This is a genomic window from Serratia sp. CY71090 (genome assembly GCF_052166845.1).
GTDB lineage: Bacteria > Pseudomonadota > Gammaproteobacteria > Enterobacterales > Enterobacteriaceae > Serratia > Serratia nematodiphila.
On record NZ_JBJNOA010000006.1, the window covers coordinates 236,687 to 256,345 of the forward strand.

15 protein-coding genes are annotated in these 19,659 nt (G+C 59.5%); 8 read left to right on the plus strand and 7 right to left on the minus strand.

The genetic code is table 11. The annotated features are described in order from the left end of the window. Positions 1-134: 134 nt before the first annotated feature. The 4 genes from ycaO to pflA all read left to right on the plus strand — a co-directional run bounded on the left by ycaO (position 135) and on the right by pflA (position 6,579). Complete coding sequence (ycaO, locus tag ACJ8OK_RS13560; RefSeq protein WP_004928282.1) at positions 135-1,898, plus strand: 30S ribosomal protein S12 methylthiotransferase accessory factor YcaO; 1,764 nt, start codon at positions 135-137, stop codon at positions 1,896-1,898. Positions 1,899-2,359: 461 nt separating this feature from the next. Next, the gene (focA, locus tag ACJ8OK_RS13565; protein WP_004928284.1) at positions 2,360-3,220 is read left to right on the plus strand and encodes a formate transporter FocA; all 861 of its coding nucleotides are present in this window, start codon (positions 2,360-2,362) and stop codon (positions 3,218-3,220) included. A gap of 54 nt (positions 3,221-3,274) precedes the next feature. After that, a complete protein-coding gene (gene pflB / locus ACJ8OK_RS13570) occupies positions 3,275-5,557 on the plus strand; it encodes a formate C-acetyltransferase (RefSeq protein WP_033633448.1) in 2,283 nt (760 codons plus the stop codon). Between the two features lie 281 nt (positions 5,558-5,838). Further along, entirely contained in the window at positions 5,839-6,579 is a 741-nt protein-coding gene (gene pflA / locus ACJ8OK_RS13575) for a pyruvate formate lyase 1-activating protein (protein WP_015377324.1), read from the plus strand. 49 nt (positions 6,580-6,628) lie between these two features. On the opposite strand, the gene ACJ8OK_RS13580 is transcribed toward pflA, so the two are convergent. After that, the gene (locus tag ACJ8OK_RS13580) at positions 6,629-7,780 is read right to left on the minus strand and encodes an MFS transporter (protein ID WP_060559131.1); all 1,152 of its coding nucleotides are present in this window, start codon (positions 7,778-7,780) and stop codon (positions 6,629-6,631) included. A gap of 76 nt (positions 7,781-7,856) precedes the next feature. Continuing rightward, positions 7,857-8,108, minus strand: coding sequence for a hypothetical protein (locus ACJ8OK_RS13585; RefSeq protein WP_442530638.1), 252 nt, complete (start codon positions 8,106-8,108; stop codon positions 7,857-7,859). Here ACJ8OK_RS13585 and ACJ8OK_RS13590 point away from each other — a divergent pair. Beyond that, a complete protein-coding gene (locus tag ACJ8OK_RS13590; protein ID WP_442530639.1) occupies positions 8,107-8,322 on the plus strand; it encodes a DUF1801 domain-containing protein in 216 nt (71 codons plus the stop codon). The genes ACJ8OK_RS13585 and ACJ8OK_RS13590 overlap by 2 nt on opposite strands. Positions 8,323-8,375: 53 nt before the next feature. On the opposite strand, the gene serS is transcribed toward ACJ8OK_RS13590, so the two are convergent. The 5 genes from serS to lrp all read right to left on the minus strand — a co-directional run bounded on the left by serS (position 8,376) and on the right by lrp (position 16,261). Further along, a complete protein-coding gene (serS, locus tag ACJ8OK_RS13595; protein WP_038880767.1) occupies positions 8,376-9,668 on the minus strand; it encodes a serine--tRNA ligase in 1,293 nt (430 codons plus the stop codon). Between the two features lie 109 nt (positions 9,669-9,777). Then, positions 9,778-11,064 carry a replication-associated recombination protein A gene (locus ACJ8OK_RS13600; protein WP_049187632.1) on the minus strand — a complete coding sequence of 429 codons (1,287 nt, stop codon included), beginning with the start codon at positions 11,062-11,064 and terminating at the stop codon, positions 9,778-9,780. 67 nt (positions 11,065-11,131) lie between these two features. Beyond that, positions 11,132-11,743 (minus strand): outer membrane lipoprotein chaperone LolA, encoded by a 612-nt coding sequence (lolA, locus tag ACJ8OK_RS13605; protein ID WP_015377319.1) that lies wholly within the window; start codon positions 11,741-11,743, stop codon positions 11,132-11,134. Positions 11,744-11,941: 198 nt separating this feature from the next. After that, positions 11,942-15,646 (minus strand): DNA translocase FtsK, encoded by a 3,705-nt coding sequence (locus ACJ8OK_RS13610; protein WP_033633452.1) that lies wholly within the window; start codon positions 15,644-15,646, stop codon positions 11,942-11,944. Positions 15,647-15,766: 120 nt separating this feature from the next. Beyond that, a complete protein-coding gene (gene lrp, locus ACJ8OK_RS13615; protein ID WP_004928318.1) occupies positions 15,767-16,261 on the minus strand; it encodes a leucine-responsive transcriptional regulator Lrp in 495 nt (164 codons plus the stop codon). 654 nt (positions 16,262-16,915) lie between these two features. On the opposite strand from lrp, the gene trxB reads away from it, so the two are divergent. From trxB to gstA, 3 genes are all read left to right on the plus strand, one after another. After that, positions 16,916-17,887, plus strand: coding sequence for a thioredoxin-disulfide reductase (gene trxB / locus ACJ8OK_RS13620; protein WP_004928321.1), 972 nt, complete (start codon positions 16,916-16,918; stop codon positions 17,885-17,887). A 75-nt stretch (positions 17,888-17,962) separates the two neighbouring features. Next, a complete protein-coding gene (locus tag ACJ8OK_RS13625; RefSeq protein WP_261238073.1) occupies positions 17,963-18,850 on the plus strand; it encodes a LysR family transcriptional regulator in 888 nt (295 codons plus the stop codon). A 93-nt stretch (positions 18,851-18,943) separates the two neighbouring features. Then, complete coding sequence (gstA, locus tag ACJ8OK_RS13630) at positions 18,944-19,561, plus strand: glutathione transferase GstA (protein ID WP_033633456.1); 618 nt, start codon at positions 18,944-18,946, stop codon at positions 19,559-19,561. Positions 19,562-19,659 lie beyond the last annotated feature (98 nt).

Consider the following 19,659-nt stretch of genomic DNA (forward strand, 5'->3'; position numbering starts at 1 on the left):
ACAGATAACTTGCTGAATTATGGTCTTTATCCTTAAAAAAACTGTGACTTTGCCACCGCTTTAGGAATACGTGGAGCTCCAGCGTAAAACCCCGTATCATTGCGCGTTTTTAGTACGCGCAAAAAGTGAAGACAATGACGCAAACTTTTATCCCCGGTAAAGACGCCGCCCTGGAAGACTCCATCTCCCGTTTCCAGCAGAAACTGAGCGATCTCGGTTTCAACATCGAAGAAGCCTCCTGGCTGAACCCGGTGCCGCACGTGTGGTCGGTGCACATCCGCGATCGCGATTGCCCGCTGTGCTTCACCAACGGCAAAGGCGCCAGCAAAAAAGCCGCGCTGGCCTCCGCGCTGGGTGAATATTTCGAGCGCCTGTCCACCAACTACTTCTTCGCCGATTTCTATCTGGGCAAGCAGATCGCCGAAGGCGACTTCGTGCACTATCCGAATGAGAAATGGTTCCCGATCCCTGAAGACGACGCGCTGCCGGCCGGCATCCTCGACGAACGTCTGCACGCCTTCTACGATCCGCAGCAAGAGCTGAGCGCCAGCGATCTGGTCGATCTGCAGTCCGGCAACGCCGATCGCGGCGTATGTGCACTGCCGTTTACCCGTCAGTCCGACCAGCAAACCGTGTACATCCCGATGAATATCATCGGCAACCTGTATGTTTCCAACGGCATGTCCGCCGGCAACACCGCCAACGAAGCGCGCGTGCAGGGCCTGTCGGAAGTGTTCGAGCGTTATGTGAAAAACCGCATCATCGCCGAATCCATCAGCCTGCCGGCGATCCCGGACGAGGTGCTGAACCGCTACCCGGGCGTGGTGGAAGCCATCGCCAAGTTGGAAGAGGAAGGTTTCCCGATCCTCTCCTATGACGCCTCGCTGGGCGGCAACTACCCGGTGATCTGCGTGGTGCTGTTCAACCCGACCAACGGCACCTGCTTCGCTTCATTCGGCGCGCACCCGGACTTCGGCGTGGCGCTGGAGCGCACGGTAACCGAACTGCTGCAGGGCCGCAGCCTGAAAGATCTCGACGTGTTCACCGCGCCGACCTTCGATGACGAAGAAGTGGCGGAACACACCAACCTGGAAACGCACTTCATCGACTCCAGCGGCCTGATCTCCTGGGATCTGTTCAAGCAGGACGCGGACTATCCGTTCGTTGACTGGAACTTCAGCGGCAGCACGCAGGAAGAGTTCGCCACCCTGATGAGCATCTTCGACAAGGAAGACGCGGAAGTGTACATCGCCGACTACGAGCACCTGGGCGTCTACGCTTGCCGCATCATCGTGCCGGGCATGTCCGATATCTACCCGGCGGAAGACCTGCTGCTGGCTAACAACAGCATGGGTGCGCACCTGCGCGATACGCTGCTGGCGCTGCCGGGCAGCGAGTGGGAGCCGGAAGAATACCTGGCGCTGATCGAACAGTTGGACGACGAAGGGCTGGACGATTTCACCCGCGTACGCGAACTGCTTGGCATTGCCAGCGGCAAAGACAACGCCTGGTATACCCTGCGCGTGGGCGAGCTGAAGTCGATGCTGGCGCTGGCGGGCGGCGATCTGGATCAGGCGCTGATCTGGACCGAATGGACGCAGGACTTCAACGCCTCGGTGCTGAGCCCGGCGCGCAGCAACTACTACCGCTGCCTGCAAACGCTGCTGCTGCTGGCGCAGGAGCCTGAACGCGAAGCGGCGCAGTACTATACCGCGTTCGTGAAGATGTACGGCCAGGAAGCGGTCGACGCCGCCTCCGCCGCCATCAGCGGTGAAGAGCGCTTCAACGGGCTGTTCGCCGTCGATGCCGATCTGAAGGCGCTGCCGGCCCATCAGGCGCTGCTGGCGGCTTACGAGAAGCTGCAGGCGGCCAAACGCCGCCACTGGGCCAAGGCCTAAGCATCATCAGGGGATACTGCCACTTTGGGAGTACCCCTGTTGCCAAACGCCGCACTCCGTTGCGGCGTTTTCAATTTTGCGGTTTATTTCAACGCATTCGGTTTTATTTTTTCGCCGGGAAATAGGTGGTTAAACGACCATAAAAATAAATAAACCGTCAATTGTTGCCGGACGGTGAAATAATAATTAACCGATAATTAAACTTTCAGCGCCGCGCGGCGACAAAACGCCTAAAAATTTAACTTTACTCCACGCCGACCACTCGGTGGATTCAAAAAAATTTGCAAACATTAAAAAATTGTTTTTGATTGAAAATCAATAAATTAACCATAAAAACCACACAAAAAACACGTCATTTCACCGCTCTACTTCCCCGCCTTATGATCCAAATCAAATTTTCCCCTATACTGCTTTGCTAGTATCTCATTGCGTTGTTTTAACCCTTAAGAGCGAGAGTTAGTTTGAAAACTGACAGCCCCTTCGATCTGATTTTACCTGCGGCCACGGCGAAAATCGCTGAAGATGCCGGCGTGTATAAAGCCACCAAACATCCGCTGAAAACGTTTTATTTGGCGATCACCGCCGGTGTCTTCATTTCCATCGCCTTCGTCTTCTACATCACGGCGACCACCGGCACCGCCGGCGTGCCTTTCGGGCTGGCGAAACTGGTCGGCGGCATCTGCTTCTCTCTCGGGTTAATGCTGGTGGTGGTGTCGGGCGCCGACCTGTTCACCTCTACCGTGCTTATCGTCATCGCCAAGGCCAGCGGCCGCATCAGCTGGGGCCAGCTGGGCGCCAACTGGCTGAACGTTTATCTCGGCAACCTGGTCGGCGCGCTGTTCTTCGTGGCGCTGATCTGGTTCTCCGGCGAGTATATGGTCGCCAACGGCCAGTGGGGCCTGAATGTCCTGCAAACCGCAGACCACAAGCTGCATCACACCTTCATCGAAGCCGTGTGCCTCGGCATTCTGGCCAACCTGATGGTCTGCCTGGCGGTCTGGATGAGCTACTCCGGCCGCACCCTGACCGACAAGATGCTCGCCATGGTGCTGCCGGTCGGGATGTTTGTCGCCAGCGGTTTCGAGCACAGCATCGCCAACATGTTTATGATCCCTATGGGCATCGTGGTCAAACACTTCGCCACGCCGGAATTCTGGCAAGCCGTAGGGGCGGTACCTGAGCAATTCGCTCATCTGACAGTAAGCAACTTCATCATCGACAACCTGATTCCGGTCACCCTCGGTAACATCATCGGCGGTGGTCTGCTGGTTGGGTTGACTTACTGGGTAATTTATCTGCGCGGGGGCCGCGAGCAGCACTAAGCTGTGAGTAACCGCGCGCAGAGTTAGAAATCCACAATCAAAGGTAGGTGTACAATGACCGAACTTAACGAGAAATTAGCCAACGCTTGGGAAGGTTTCAGCAAGGGTGACTGGCAGAATGAAGTCAACGTTCGTGACTTCATCCAGAAAAACTACACGCCTTATGAGGGTGACGAATCCTTCCTGGCTGGCGCTACTCAAGCCACCACCACCTTGTGGGACAAGGTTATGGAAGGGATCAAACTGGAAAACCGCACTCATGCGCCGGTTGATTTCGACACCAACGTTGCTTCAACCATCGTTTCTCACGACGCGGGTTACATCGCCAAAGAGCTGGAAACCATCGTGGGTCTGCAGACCGACGCCCCTCTGAAACGCGCGCTGATCCCGTTCGGCGGCATCAAAATGGTCGAAGGTTCGTGCAAAGTGTACGGCCGCGAACTGGATCCGCAGCTGAAAAAAGTGTTCACCGAATACCGCAAAACCCACAACCAGGGCGTATTCGACGTTTACACCAAAGACATCCTGAACTGCCGTAAATCCGGCGTGCTGACCGGTCTGCCGGACGCCTACGGCCGCGGCCGCATCATCGGCGACTACCGCCGCGTGGCGCTGTACGGTATCGACTTCCTGATGGCCGACAAGCTGAACCAGTTCAAATCGCTGCAGGAAAAACTGGAAAACGGCGAAGACCTGGAAATGACCATCCAGCTGCGCGAAGAGATCGCTGAACAGCATCGCGCTCTGGCTCAGATCAAAGAGATGGCCGCCAAATACGGTTACGACATCTCCGGCCCAGCCACCAGCGCGCAAGAAGCGGTGCAGTGGACCTACTTCGGCTACCTGGCCGCGGTGAAATCCCAGAACGGCGCCGCCATGTCCTTCGGCCGCGTGTCCACCTTCCTCGACGTGTTCATCGAGCGCGACATCAAGGCGGGCAAACTGACCGAAGAACAAGCGCAGGAGCTGATCGACCACCTGGTGATGAAACTGCGTATGGTGCGCTTCCTGCGTACCCCTGAGTACGATGAGCTGTTCTCCGGCGACCCAATCTGGGCGACTGAGTCCCTGGCCGGTATGGGCGTCGACGGCCGTACCCTGGTCACCAAAAACAGCTTCCGCTTCCTGAATACCCTGTACACCATGGGGCCGTCTCCGGAACCGAACATGACCATCCTGTGGTCTGAGAAGCTGCCGCTGAACTTCAAGAAATTCGCGGCGAAAGTGTCCATCGACACCTCTTCCGTACAGTACGAAAACGACGACCTGATGCGCCCTGACTTCAACAACGATGACTATGCCATCGCTTGCTGCGTCAGCCCGATGATCGTCGGCAAACAAATGCAGTTCTTCGGCGCCCGCGCCAACCTGGCGAAAACCATGCTGTACGCCATCAACGGCGGCGTTGACGAAAAACTGAAACTGCAGGTCGGCCCGAAAGAAGCGCCGATGATGGACGAAGTGCTGGACTATGACAAAGTCATGGCGCGCATGGACCACTTTATGGATTGGCTGGCCAAGCAGTACGTGACCGCGCTGAACATCATTCACTACATGCACGACAAGTACAGCTACGAAGCTGCGCTGATGGCGCTGCATGACCGTGACGTTTATCGCACCATGGCTTGCGGCATCGCCGGTCTGTCCGTGGCGGCCGACTCCCTGTCCGCCATCAAGTACGCGAAAGTCACCACCATTCGCGACGAAGACGGCCTGGCTATCGACTTCAAAGTGGAAGGCGAGTATCCGCAGTTCGGTAACAACGACGCCCGCGTCGATGACATCGCCTGCGACCTGGTGGAACGTTTCATGAAGAAAATTCAGAAACTGCGCACCTACCGCAACGCGGTACCGACTCAGTCCGTACTGACCATCACCTCCAACGTGGTGTACGGTAAGAAAACCGGTAACACCCCGGATGGCCGCCGCGCCGGCGCACCATTCGGCCCAGGCGCCAACCCGATGCACGGCCGCGACCAGAAAGGCGCAGTAGCCTCCCTGACCTCGGTAGCCAAACTGCCGTTTGCCTACGCGAAAGACGGGATCTCCTACACCTTCTCCATCGTGCCTAACGCGCTGGGTAAAGACGACGACGTGCGTAAAGCCAACCTGGCGGGCCTGATGGATGGTTACTTCCACCATGAAGCCTCCATCGAAGGCGGCCAGCACCTGAACGTCAACGTAATGAACCGCGAAATGCTGCTGGACGCGATGGAAAACCCTGAGAAATACCCTCAGCTGACCATCCGCGTCTCCGGTTACGCCGTGCGCTTCAACTCGCTGACCAAAGAGCAACAGCAGGACGTCATTACTCGTACCTTCACTCAAACGATGTAATGCGCCAGCCGGGCGGGAAACCGCCCGGTAGCAACGTCAGGGCCGGTTCTGCCGGCCCTTTTCTCCCACCGCTCTCCCCTGACTCTGTACGAGTCTGTTTTGCCGGACATCTATACTGAATGGATAGCCGGCAAAACAGTTATCCGGCAACTGACCGGCCGACAGGCATCATTACCCCCGGTGGCGGGCTCACCCCGCCACTGCATCGCAGATACCTGGCCGGCGGCCACGCGCCTATTTTTAGACTGCGTTTGACAGTCAATATTGGAGAAAAACCCGCAATGTCAGTAACTGGTCGCATCCACTCCTTCGAATCCTGCGGCACCGTCGACGGGCCAGGGATCCGCTTTATCGTCTTCTTCCAGGGCTGCCTGATGCGCTGCCTCTATTGCCATAACCGCGACACCTGGGATACCCACGGCGGCAAAGAAGTGACCGTCGAAGAGCTGATGAAAGACGCGGTGGCCTACCGCCACTTCATGAATGCCTCTGGCGGCGGCGTGACCGCATCCGGCGGCGAAGCGATCCTGCAGGCTGAATTCGTGCGCGACTGGTTCCGCGCCTGCCATGCCGAAGGCATCAATACCTGCCTGGATACCAACGGCTTCGTGCGCCGCTACGATCCGGTGATCGACGAGCTGCTGGACACCACCGATCTGGTGATGCTGGATCTGAAACAGATGAACGACGAGATCCATCAGAACCTGGTCGGCGTTTCCAATCACCGCACGCTGGAATTCGCCCGCTACCTGGCGAAACGCAACCAGCGCACCTGGATCCGCTACGTGGTGGTGCCGGGTTGGTCAGACGACGACAAATCGGCGCATCTGTTGGGCGAGTTCACCAAAGACATGACTAACATCGAGAAAATCGAGCTGCTGCCCTACCACGAACTGGGCAAGCACAAATGGGTGGCGATGGGGGAAGAGTACAAGCTGGACGGCGTTCATCCGCCGAAGGCCGAGACCATGGATCGCGTCAAAGGCATCCTGGAAAGCTACGGCCACAAAGTGATCTACTGATTGGCGCGCGCCACAAGAAAAAACCGGCTCATGGCCGGTTTTTTTATGCTCAGGCGGCGGCGAACGGCGTATGGTGGCGATCCGGTTTCTGCTTCTTCAGCAGCATCAGCAGGTAAACCAGCGCCACGGCGGCGATCATCACGAACAGCACGCGATCGGAGTAGTTTTGCATCAGCAGCGCCGTCATCGATGGGCCCAGCAGGCTGCCGATGGTGTAACTCATCAGCAGCGCCTGGTTCATCGCCACCAGCTCGTGCGGCATCGCCTTCTCACAGGCCCAGGACATCGCCACCGGATACAGGGTAAAGCCGGCGCAGCCGAGGATGAACAGCGAAGGCGCCATGGCGTAGTTGCCGAGCATCGCCACGCTGGCGAGGATCACCACGAACACCTGAATGCGCAGCACCAGCAGGCGCCCGTAACGATCGGCCAGGCGCCCGACTGGCCATTGGCCGACGATGCCGGAGCTGACCAGCAGCGCCATCCAGTAGCCGACGTTGGCATCGCTCATGCCCTGATGGGAGAGATACAGCGGCATCAGGCCGTACAGCGAACCGAGCACGATGCCGGAGATGATGCAGCCGTTGATGCCGAGGCGCGCGCTGCGGCGTTTCAGCATCGACCACACCGCCGCCTGCTGCGGCTCGTCTTCATGGCGGTTGACCCGCGCGAACAGCATCGGCAGCATGGCGCTGATCACGATGGCGGTCACCCACGGCACCACGTGCAGCAATTCGGTCGAGGTCATGCTCAACAGCAATTGGCCGGTCACCGTACCGAGGTAATAGACAATCATATAGGCCGCCAGCAGTTGGCCGCGGTTGCTGAGATTACCGCTGCGCAGCAGCGCGCTTTCCACAATCACCCAGATCCAGGCGCAACCGACGCCGGCGAAGAAGCGCCAGCCCAGCCAGCTCCAGAAATCGATCGACAGCACCATGCCGGCGGTCGCGGCGGCGAACAACAAACAGGAGAGATGGTAGCTGCGGGTGAAGCCGACGCGCTGGATCAGTTTGCCCGCCACCAACGTGCCCAACAGGTTGCCGCTGAAATAAGAGGAGCTGACCATTCCCACTTGCCAGGTCGACAGCTGAGCATGGGTTAACCAAAGAGGCACTAACGTATTCAAAACGGCAATGGATACCGTGAGCAACAACAGGCCGCAGAGCAACAGGAGCACTGGGCGGGAGTATGCGGACATAGTGAAATTGTGACCGAACGCGCAATGAGAGTGCGCGCATCATGCCACTGGCGATAAAAAAGTCAATCGCCTCTTATCATTCCAGCGCACGATTTGTTTCCGACCAAACGACCGAAAAAGCGTTATGCTCAGCGCAGAGCGGATTTGACGACGGAGAAGCAAGATGAGTCAGGCAAATAATGCGGCGGTCGAGACCTTGCTGGCGGACATCGGCAGCACGCACGGCGAGCTGCTGGAGATCGTACAACAGGTGCGCCGGGTCGCCGCGGCGAGCGGCAGCGGCGAGCGGCAGCGGCGTCACCGAATCGGTCAAATACGGCGGCATCATGTTCTCGCATACTCAATTTTTCTGCGGCGTTTTCGCCTACCGCAATCACGTCACGGTGGAATTCGGCCAAGGGCACCGACTGGAAGATCGTTATCACCAGCTCGAGGGCAGCGGCCAGTATCGGCGGCACATCAAGCTTCACTCGCCCGACGAGGTTAAAAGCAAGCATCTGGCCGACTACATTAAACAGGCTTATACGCTGGCGAAAGGCTGAATTCTCGACATAAAAAAAGCGCCCGCAGGCGCTTTTTTCTAGTGATTGGCTGTTCAGCCGATATATTCCAGGCCACCCATATAAGGGCGCAGCACTTCAGGCACCTGAATACGGCCGTCGGCCTGCTGGTAGTTTTCCAGCACCGCCACCAGTGTACGGCCGACCGCCAGGCCGGAGCCGTTCAGCGTGTGGACCAGACGCGGCTTCTTGTCGGCCTTGCTGCGGCAGCGCGCCTGCATGCGGCGCGCCTGGAAGTCCCACATGTTGGAGCAGGACGAGATCTCGCGGTAGGTATCCTGCGCCGGCAGCCACACTTCCAGATCGTAAGTCTTGCACGCGCCGAAGCCCATGTCGCCGGTGCACAGCAGCACCTTGCGGTAAGGCAGGTTCAGCAGCTGCAGCACTTTTTCCGCGTGGCCGGTCAGCTCTTCCAGGGCATCCATCGAATCTTCCGGACGGACGATCTGCACCATTTCAACCTTGTCGAACTGGTGCATACGGATCAAACCACGGGTGTCGCGGCCGTAAGAACCGGCTTCCGCACGGAAGCATGGCGTGTGTGCGGTCATCTTCAGCGGCAGAGATTCCTCTTCCACGATCTCGTCGCGCACCAGGTTGGTCAGCGGCACTTCCGCCGTTGGGATCAACGCGTAGTTGCTGCTGTCGGCTTCTTCTTCCAGCGGGCGGGTATGGAACAGGTCTTCGCCGAACTTCGGCAGCTGGCCGGTGCCATACAGCGTGGCGTGGTTGACCAGATAAGGCACGTAGGCCTCCAGATAGCCATGCTGCTCGGTGTGCAGATCCAGCATGAACTGGGACAGCGCGCGGTGCATGCGGGCGATTTGCCCTTTCATCACCACGAAGCGTGAACCGGTCAGCTTAACCGCGGCGGCAAAATCCAGCCCGCCGGCCATTTCGCCCAGATCGACATGATCACGCACCGCGAAGTCGTATTGGCGCGGTTCGCCCCAGCGGGTGACTTCCAGGTTTTCGCTGTCGTCTTTACCATCCGGCACCGCGTCGTCCGGCAGGTTAGGCAGCGTCAGAGCGTAATCGCGGATCTCGCTCTGCAGCGCATCCAGCGCCGCCTTGGCGGCATCCAGCTTGTCACCCAGCTCGTTCACTTCGCGACGCAGCGGCTCGATGTCTTCCCCACGCGCTTTGGCCGCGCCGATGGATTTCGATCGGGAGTTGCGTTCCGCTTGCAGCGTTTCAGTTTCTACCTGCAGAACTTTGCGGCGTTCTTCCTGCGAACGCAGCAGATCCAGATCGAGTTTAAAGCCTCGGCGAGCCAGTTTGACGGCGACTGCGTCTAGCTCATTACGCAGCAGATTGGGATCGAGCATGCTAATCCTGTGCTTGTTGTTATTGAAAGAAGTGTTGTTGTTCTATGCGGCTGATTTATAGCCGCATAAAAGAAGAGTGATACCCGCTAACCTTACCGCAACGGCCACGCTAGCGGTAGCGTTTTGTCGGGCTATTTTGATCCTGCTCAGCCAGCCATGCCAACTTTTCGCCGATTTTCCCTTCCAGCCCGCGCGAGGTCGGTTGGTAGTAGCGCGTATGGGCCATTTCAGGCGGGAAGTAGTTCTCGCCGGCGGCGTAGGCGTTGGGTTCGTCGTGGGCGTAACGGTACTCCGCCCCCAGCCCCATCTCCTTCATCAGCTTGGTCGGCGCGTTGCGCAAGTGCTCAGGTACGTCATAATCGGCCTGCTCCCTGGCGTCGCGCATGGCGGCCTTGAACGCGGTGTAAACCGCGTTGCTCTTCGGCGCGCAGGCCAGATAGACGATCGCCTGCGCGATGGCGCGCTCGCCCTCCGCCGGCCCCACGCGGGTGAAGCAATCCCAGGCGGCGATCGCCACCTGCATGCCGCGCGGATCGGCGTTGCCCACGTCTTCAGAGGCGATCGCCAACAGACGGCGCGCCACATAGAGCGGATCGCCGCCGGCGGTAATGATGCGCGCATACCAATACAGCGCGGCGTCCGGCGCCGAACCGCGCACCGATTTATGCAGCGCGGAAATCAGGTCGTAATAACGGTCGCCCTTGTTGTCGAAGCGCGCGCTGCGCTCGCCCGACACCTCTTTCAGCAGCTGCGGCGTCAGCACCCGCACGCCTTTGGCGTCGATCTCCGCCATGTCCGCCATCATTTCCAGGCTGTTCAACGCCCGGCGCGCATCGCCGCCCACCAACTCCGACAGCAGGCGGCGCGTTTCCGCCGGCAGCTCGACGTTCTGATCGCCAAAGCCGCGCGCCTTGTCGCTCATCGCCTGATCCAGCACCTGGCCGATATCTTCGGCGGTCAGCGCCTTAAGCAGATACACGCGGGCGCGCGACAGCAGCGCCGAGTTCAATTCGAACGACGGGTTTTCGGTAGTGGCGCCGATAAAGGTGATGGTGCCGTCTTCAATGTGCGGCAGGAAGGCGTCCTGCTGACTTTTGTTGAAGCGGTGCACTTCGTCGACGAACAGGATGGTGCGGCGGCCGGCGTCGCGGTTTTGCCGCGCCCGTTCGATCGCCTCGCGGATCTCCTTGATGCCGGAGGTCACGGCGGAGATCCGTTCGACGTCCGCCTGGCCATAACGGCCGATCAGCTCTGCCAACGTCGTCTTCCCGGTGCCCGGCGGCCCCCATAAAATCATCGAGTGCAGTTGCCCGGCCTCAATGGCGCGCGGCAGCGGCTTGCCGGCGGCCAGCAGGTGTTGCTGGCCGATATACTGCGCCAGCGTGGTCGGCCGCATGCGCGCGGCCAACGGCTGGAACTCGTTCTGGGAAAAATCGAGCGACAGATTATTACTCACTTGCACCTCACTGGCGCTGGTCGTCCAGCGTCACCCCCTTCGGCGGGGTAAATTTGAATTTGGCCGGATCGGCGGCGACGTTCTGCTGGCTTTTCAGCGTATAAGCACTACGTTGGCCATCCTGCTCCACCGCGGCGAAGCTGCGGATGGTGCCGCTGTTGGTCACGCTGATGGCGAATTGCTTCAGGTTGCCGCTGGCGGATTTTGGCGTTAATTCGAAATCATCGCCCTTTTGCTTCACGTTGTACTGTTTCCAGTCGCTGGCATTATTGCGGGTAATCAGCATAAACGGCGTATTGCCGGTGGCGTTCTTCAACCAGGTCGCCGTCACCTGCTCGACGAACGGGTTGTAAAACCACAGGGTTTGGCCATCGGAGACCAGCACGCTCTCATCGGGTGAGGTCATGTGCCAGTTGAACAGGTTCGGCCGCTTCACCCACAGCTCGCCTTCACCCTGTTGCACCGCGGCGCCTTCGGCGCTGGTCACGGTTTGCGAGAAGCTGGCGTGGAAACTGTTCACCTTCGCCAGGCGACTTTGCAGATCCTGTGCGGCATCGGCCAGCACGGAGGTAGAAGCGAATCCCGAGAGCAGACAGCAGGCAACTAACAGTTTTTTCATTATTCCAGATACCTTATGAAATGCGTTAACCGCAGGGCGACGCCGTGCGGGTCAATCAACCCTTTACTCCCGTTACTTTACCTGAAGCCGGCGATCGGCCGGTAGGCCAATGTTCCGAGAAGAAACGGGTTTACGCTTCTTTGCACAAGGGCCGCTTAAGCGGCCCTTTCTTATTGAATTGCAATGGCTAAACGACCATCAATCGTGCCGCGGCGGCGCCAGCACCTCGCGGTTGCCGTTATGCCCCTGCTCACTGACGATGCCCTGCGCCTCCATCTGTTCGATGATGCGCGCCGCGCGGTTGTAGCCGATACGGAACTGGCGCTGTACGCCGGAGATGGAGGCGCGGCGTTTATCCACCACGAAATCCACCGCCTGGTCAAACAGCGGATCCAGCTCTTCGTCACCGTCCATACCGCCGCCGGCACCGCCCTCGCCGTCTTCACCGCCGCTGAGAATGCCCTCTTTATATTGGGGCCGCTCGCGCGCTTTCCAATCCTTGACCACCGCATGCACTTCCTGATCGCGCACGAATGCGCCATGTACGCGCACCGGGATTGAGGAGTTCGGCGCCAGATAAAGCATGTCCCCCATGCCCAGCAAGGACTCGGCGCCCCCCTGATCGAGGATGGTGCGAGAGTCGATCTTGCTCGACACGGTAAAGGCGATACGCGTCGGGATGTTGGCCTTGATAAGACCCGTGATCACATCCACCGACGGACGCTGGGTCGCCAGCACCAGGTGGATACCCGCCGCACGCGCTTTCTGCGCCAGGCGAGCGATCAACTCTTCGACCTTCTTGCCCACCGTCATGATCAGATCGGCGAATTCGTCGACCATCACCACGATGTACGGCTCTTTCTCCAGCACCGGCGGCGTGATGTCCATGCTGTCGGTCGGCTTCCAGAATGGATCCGGGATCGGACGCCCCATCGCTTCGGCCTGATCGACGCGCTCGTTGTAGCCAGCCAGGTTACGCACGCCCAGGGCAGACATCAGCTTGTAGCGGCGTTCCATTTCACCCACGCACCAGCGCAGCGCGTTGGCGGCGTCTTTCATGTCGGTGACCACGTCGGTCAACAGGTGTGGAATGCCTTCGTAAACCGACAGTTCCAGCATTTTCGGGTCGATCATGATAAAGCGCACTTCTTTCGGCGTGGCCTTATACAAGATGCTCAGGATCATGGCGTTGACCCCGACCGACTTACCGGAACCAGTGGTACCGGCGACCAGCAAGTGCGGCATTTTGCCCAGATCGGCCACGACCGGTTCGCCGGAGATGTCTTTACCCAATACGATGGACAGCGGCGACGGATTGTCACGGAAAGCCGGGCAATCCAGCACTTCACGCAGATACACCGTTTGCCGTTTGGCGTTCGGCAGCTCCAGACCGACATAAGGCTTGCCGGGGATCACTTCCACCACGCGCACCGCCGAAGTCGACAGCGAGCGCGCCAGATCGCGCGACAGGTTGGAAATGCGCGCCGCTTTAACGCCCGGCGCCAGATCCAGCTCGAAGCGGGTGATGACCGGCCCCGGCAGGATGTCCACCACGTCGGCTTTCACGCGGTAATCGGCCAGGCTGGCCTCCACCAGGCGCGCCTTCTGTTCCAGCGCGAAGGAATCGACCGGCTCCACCTCTTTCGGCGCTTCGGTCAACAGATCCAGCGTCGGCAGCGGCGTGGTCGGCTTCTGCAGCGGCTGATCGTTGCGCATCAGGAACGGGTGAATCAGGCTGTCCATCGCAGGATGTTGCTCTGCCTGAGCTTGCTGAGGCTGCTGCTGCGCCGGTTGCTGCGGCTGCTGATATTGCTGCTGCGACGGCTGTTGATACTGCTGTTGCTGCGGCTGCTGATATTGCTGCTGCGACGGCTGTTGATGCTGCTGTTGCTGCGGCTGTTGGTATTGTTGAGGCGGCTGATGCGATTGCTGAGGTTGAGCCGCAGGTGCCACAGGCTCAAACTGACCGAATGGCACATCGTCCTCTTGCTCGCTTTGCTGTTCAATGCGCTCTTCAAGCTGCGGGGACAGCGTGAACATCGGCTCGCTCGGGCCATCGTCCACCAGATCCGCCATCGGCGAGAAGCTGAAAGCATTGCGGGTATCGATCGGGCTGGCGGCCGGCACCTGCGGAGCAGATGCTTGCTGGCCGTAGCGCGCCTGCTGCTGCTCGGCAAACGCCTGGCGCAGCGCGGCCTCTTGCTGCGCCTCTTCGTCGTCCTGTTGATAGCCTTCGCCGTAGCGTTGGTGCTGCTGCTCGGCAAACGCCTTGCTCAGCTCGGCTTCCTGCAATGCGCTCTCGTCATCTTGTTGCTCAGACGCGTAGCTTTCGCCATAGCGCTGGCTTTGCTGCTCGGCAAACGCCTGACGCAGCGCGGCTTCCTGTAGCGCCTCTTCTTCCTGCGGGTTCACCGCCGCCGGCTGCTGAGGCTCTACCTCTGTCTGGCGCTGCTCCTGTTCGGCCGCACGCTGCGAAGGCAGCTTGATGCCGTAGGAAGCCAGTTCGCGACGGGTCGGGATGCGCACCGGATTCGGCCGCGGCAGTTCAGGGCCGATGCCCTGCTTAACCTGCGGATTGCCGTCGCTGGTCGCCGTAAAGGCCGGCATAAAGGTCGCCGCCGCGGCACCTGCAGCAGCAGCGGCTGCCGCCGTATCCGGCTGCGGTTTGGCGCCGGTGGCGCTGAAACCGCTCGAACTGCCGATGTCGACGCTGTCACGCTGTGCGGCGGTAAAATCAAAGGGAGAACGCGCCGGCGGCTGCGGTGCGGCCGGCTCTTGCCAGTTGCCGAGGCGCGGCTCATCGTCATCCTGATAAGGATCGACAGGACGCGTCGCCTTAGGCGCAGGCGTTTCTTCCGGGATCTCGAAGGAATACAGCGGCGGCGTAGCGTCTTGCGCCGGGGCGCTCACCGGGTGCTGATTGACCGAGGTCGGCGCGGCCGGCGCCACCGTTACCGACGGCGCCTGTGTGGCGATCGGCGCTGCAACGGGCTCGTGGATCTCAGCCTTCACCGCCGGTGCAGGCGAAGCCACCGGCGCGATGGATGCGGCTTCTGCTTCAAGCTCGCCATCGTCGGCGCGCAGGCCGCTGAGCAACGGATCGGCGGCGTCTTCTGCCGCCGCTTTGGCGCTTTCGGTGACCGAAGGCGCGGAGAACAGCACGTCGTCATCGGCGGCCGCGGCTCCGGCGGCGGTCGCGGCAACCGCTGCGGCGGCACCCTTCTCTGCCTGCTCAGGCTCGTCGTCGACGTAACGCTCGTCATCCTCAAAATAGCGCTCTTCGCGACGTGAGCGATTGGTCATCACCGTCGCGACGCCCAGCACCGCCCCGCCGATCTTCTCGGCGATCACCAGCCAAGACCAGCCGGTAAACAGCGTCAACCCCGCCGCCCATACGCACAGCAGCGCCAGCGTAGCGCCGATGCCGTTGAACCACGGCAACATGGCGTTGCTCAGCAGGCTGCCGATCACGCCGCCGGAAGCGAAGTAATAGAGATCGTCGACGTTCAGCGCCGCCAGCCCGCAGGAGGTGAGCACTAACGCCAGGGTGCCGATCAGGCGCAGGGAAAGCGCGAAATAGTCGATGTAGTCTCTGTTGCTGCGTTGGCGATAAGCCGCCCAGCACAGGACCAGCATGATCGGCGGTATCGCGTAGGCGAGCACCCCGAAGGTGAAGAACAGCGTATCGGCCAACCAGGCCCCGACACCGCCGCCCAGATTGTGAATCGGCTCATGCCACGCGGTCTGCGACCAGCTTGGGTCAGACGGATTGAAACTGACCAACGCAGCCATGAGGTAAACGGCAAAAATCGCTACCACGATAAGCACAGCTTCCAGCAAACGCCGGCCACTGCTGAGTCTTTTCAGGGTAACTTCTTTATCTTCTGTATATTCCTGGCTCAAGAAAGGCTCTCCAGGTTCCTGTTAGCTGACATAGCAACAGCGCCGAGAAACTGCCCCGGCGCCGAAACTGTATGAATAAACAGGAGTGTAACCAATTTAATCAGGTTTTGCACCTGCACCTTACCGTGTTTTGATAACCAGACGGTTACTCTGTTTCACTTCTTCCATCACTACGTAGGTACGGGTGTCGTTAACCCCCGGCAAACGCAGCAAGGTTTCGCCCAGCAATTTGCGGTAAGCCGACATGTCCGGTACGCGGGTTTTCAACAGATAGTCGAAATCGCCGGAAACCAGATGACACTCCTGAATCTCTTCAAGCTTCTGCACTGCCGAGTTGAATTGCTCAAACACATCCGGCGCACCGCGGTTCAGCGTGATCTCCACGAAAACCAGCAGGGACGCATCCAGATAATGCGGGTTAAGCAATGCGGTATAGCCATGAATGAAACCCTGGCGCTCGAGACGGCGCACGCGTTCCAAACATGGTGTTGGGGATAACCCCACGCGCTTCGAAAGCTCGACGTTCGAAATACGCCCATCCTTCTGCAGCTCATTCAGGATGTTGCGGTCGATACGGTCAAGATCTTTACCCGGGCGTTTCTTGTTGTCTGCCATTATTATTGTCTCTCTTATTTTCTTCCGTGCACTTGCCACACCCTAGCCAACGTCAATGTGTAAGGGTTCGTTCCAAGCGAAGACCCGATGCCTGTCATATGCTTCTTCACTACCATCATTCCACGCCGCGCAGCCTGTCTGTCCAACCCCGCGCGATGCAGGTAACGACGTTTAGGTCGAGAAAAAATCAGCAAACGCTTGCGCGCTCTGCTCCGCACACCCATCGCGCATTGCCGCCTCGCGGCGCAAATACGTACGATTTGCTGGTGTTACGGGGATAATTTCTTCTTCCTATGATGTTTTCGCAAATGCGCAGCGGATTGTCAAAGTAAAAGAAGCAAAATCAGAACAACGTACCGTCACGAAAAGTCTGCATCCCATTTTTGGTTATGAATCGCTGGCAGATAAACCCCGGCGGGGAGCGGCTGAAGTCGCAGAATGCGCCGTTTTTGCGCGGTTGGCGATTCAGCGGCCGAATGCGGCTTTGATAAGGTAAATTTCTGCGTTCGGCGTACGATTTGCCGACAGCGGGTGCATTAATAGGCGACAACTATCATACAAATCGTTAACAACGTCGCCCGGCGCTTTTTTTACTGCGTCATTTTCCCTACAATCGGCTTCATTGTCCGCCATTGTGGAATAAAGAGGTTATTCATGGGCACGGCTAAACATAGCAAATTACTGATTCTGGGCTCCGGCCCGGCCGGTTACACCGCCGCCGTCTACGCGGCGCGAGCCAACCTGAATCCGGTGCTGATCACCGGTCTGGAGCAAGGCGGCCAGCTGACCACCACCACCGAAGTGGAAAACTGGCCGGGCGACGCCGAAGGCCTGACCGGCCCGGCGCTGATGGAGCGCATGCGCGAGCACGCGGAGAAGTTCCAGACTGAAATCGTCTTCGATCATATCAACAGCGTCGATCTGCAGCAGCGTCCGTTCCGCCTGTTCGGCGACAGCGGCGAATACAGCTGCGACGCGCTGATCATCGCGACCGGCGCCTCCGCCCGCTACCTTGGCCTGCCTTCCGAAGACGCCTTCAAGGGCAAAGGCGTTTCCGCCTGCGCGACCTGCGACGGTTTCTTCTACCGCAACCAGAAAGTCGCGGTGGTCGGCGGCGGCAACACCGCCGTTGAAGAAGCGCTGTACCTGTCCAACATCGCCGCCGAGGTTCACCTGATCCACCGTCGCGACAGCTTCCGCTCGGAGAAGATCCTGATCGACCGGCTGATGGAAAAAGTGAAAAGCGGCAACATCGTGCTGCACACCGACCATACGCTGGACGAAGTGCTGGGCGATGAAATGGGCGTGACCGGCGTGCGCATCCGCAGCACCAAAGCGGAAAACGAAACCCGTGAACTGGAACTGGCCGGCGTGTTCATCGCTATCGGCCACAGCCCGAACACCGGCATCTTCGGCGGCCAGCTGGAGCTGGAAAACGGCTACATCAAGGTACAGTCCGGCATTCACGGCAATGCGACCCAAACCACTATCCCCGGCGTCTTCGCCGCAGGCGACGTGATGGATCACGTCTACCGCCAGGCGATCACTTCCGCCGGCACCGGCTGTATGGCGGCGCTGGACGCAGAACGTTACCTGGACGGCATCGCCGGCGCAGAAGTCTGCTAAGACTTTCTCGTCATCAGCAAAAAGCGGCTCTCGGGCCGCTTTTTTTGTCTTCGCTCCTCAAGAGGATGCACGCCGATGCATAATCTTCTTCACTGGCGCCTGCTGGTTGCCGTCGCCGACAGCGGCACCATCACTCAGGCTGCCGCGCTCTGCGGTATGACGCAGTCTGCCGCCAGCCAGGCCATCGCTCAACTGGAGACAATGCTGAGCACCCGGCTTTTGGTTCGCCAACCGCACAATGTCGTCTTGACCCAAAGCGGCCTACAGATCGTCGCCCATGCCCGCACGATGTTGGAAGCACTGCGAGCCATTCAGCAGTGCGCGCAACAAGCCGGCAACGCGCACGCGGGCAAAATACGCCTGGCCAGTTTCCCGTCGGCATTCAGCAAGCTGTTGCCGCCGCTGCTGCGCAAATTTCGCCGTCTGTACCCCAACATTGAGTTGATTACGCTCGAGGGCACCGACCACGAAGTGGAGAGCTGGTTAACATCGGCAACGGCAGACATCGGCGTGGTGCTCAATCCGGCGCCGGAGCGGCTGTGCTTCCCTTTGGGAGAGGATGCCTGGCTGGCGGTCGTACCCAGCGCGCACTCGCTGGCGCGAGCGCGGCGGCCGGTGGCGCTGGATGCCCTGTTCCGGCTGCCTTTTATCCTGGCGACCGGCGGGTGTGATGTGAATGCGCAACGATTGGCGCAGCAGTCAGGTTTGGCGCTGGTCGATATCCGTGCCACCGTCAGCGATTGGCAAACGGCGTTGACGCTGGTCAGGGAGGGCACGGGCGTTGCGCTGATGCCCGCGTCCGTGATCCCGCCCGACGCGCTCGGGGTTTGCGCTCTGCCGCTCGTTGCGCCGATTTATCGCCGTTTCGGCCTCGCGTGCTCATCCGATGCGGCGGCCCAGCCCCCCGTCCAAACCCTGCTGAGTTACCTGCGAGAACAGGAGCAAGCTCAGGCCAGTCGCTGAGCTAATAGCGGCTTTCTGAAATTTCCATTTTTCCGCCGGTGCCCGCGTCGGCATGCTGTGGCAAGCGTTCTCATTGACCCACAAGGAAATAGCATGAAGCTGTATTTTGCTCCCGATGCCTGCTCGCTTGCCCCACATATCGTCCTGCGCGAATTAGCGCTCCCCTTCACCCTGATCAGGGTGAACAATCGCAGCAAGCGCTGCGCCGACGGTGAGGATTTCTATTGCATCAACCCCAAAGGTTACGTCGCCGCCCTGCTGCTGGACGACGGCAACGTGATCACCGAAGGCCCCGCCATCGTTCAATACCTCGCCGACCTGCGCCCAGAAAGCCAGCTGGCGCCGCCACCGACGGCCTTTGAGCGGGTACGGCTGCAGGAATGGCTTAATTTCATCACCAGCGAGATCCATGCCGGTGCCGCCCCTTTGTTCAATGACGCCCTGCCCGACGGCGCCAAGGCGTTGCTGCGCGACAAGTTGAGGCGGCGATTGGGTTATCTCGCGCAAGTTTTGGCACAACAAACCTATCTGTTGGGAGCACATTTTAGCGTCGCTGACGTTTATCTGTTTACCGTGTTGCGCTGGATGGCGCGCTTCGAGATTTCGCTGAGCGAGTGGCCGCCGCTCCAGCATTATGTGGCGCGGATCGCGGAGCGAGCGTCGGTGCGCGCCGCTCTGGAGGCCGAGGCCGCAAGTGAGGAAGTCAAATAGTCGGTAACGCGTCTGTTATAGCCACATTTGGCCGCTTTATTATTTTCAGTCTGCCGGGTGACGAGGTAACATGGGACCTCGCTTGTTTGTCGCCAATT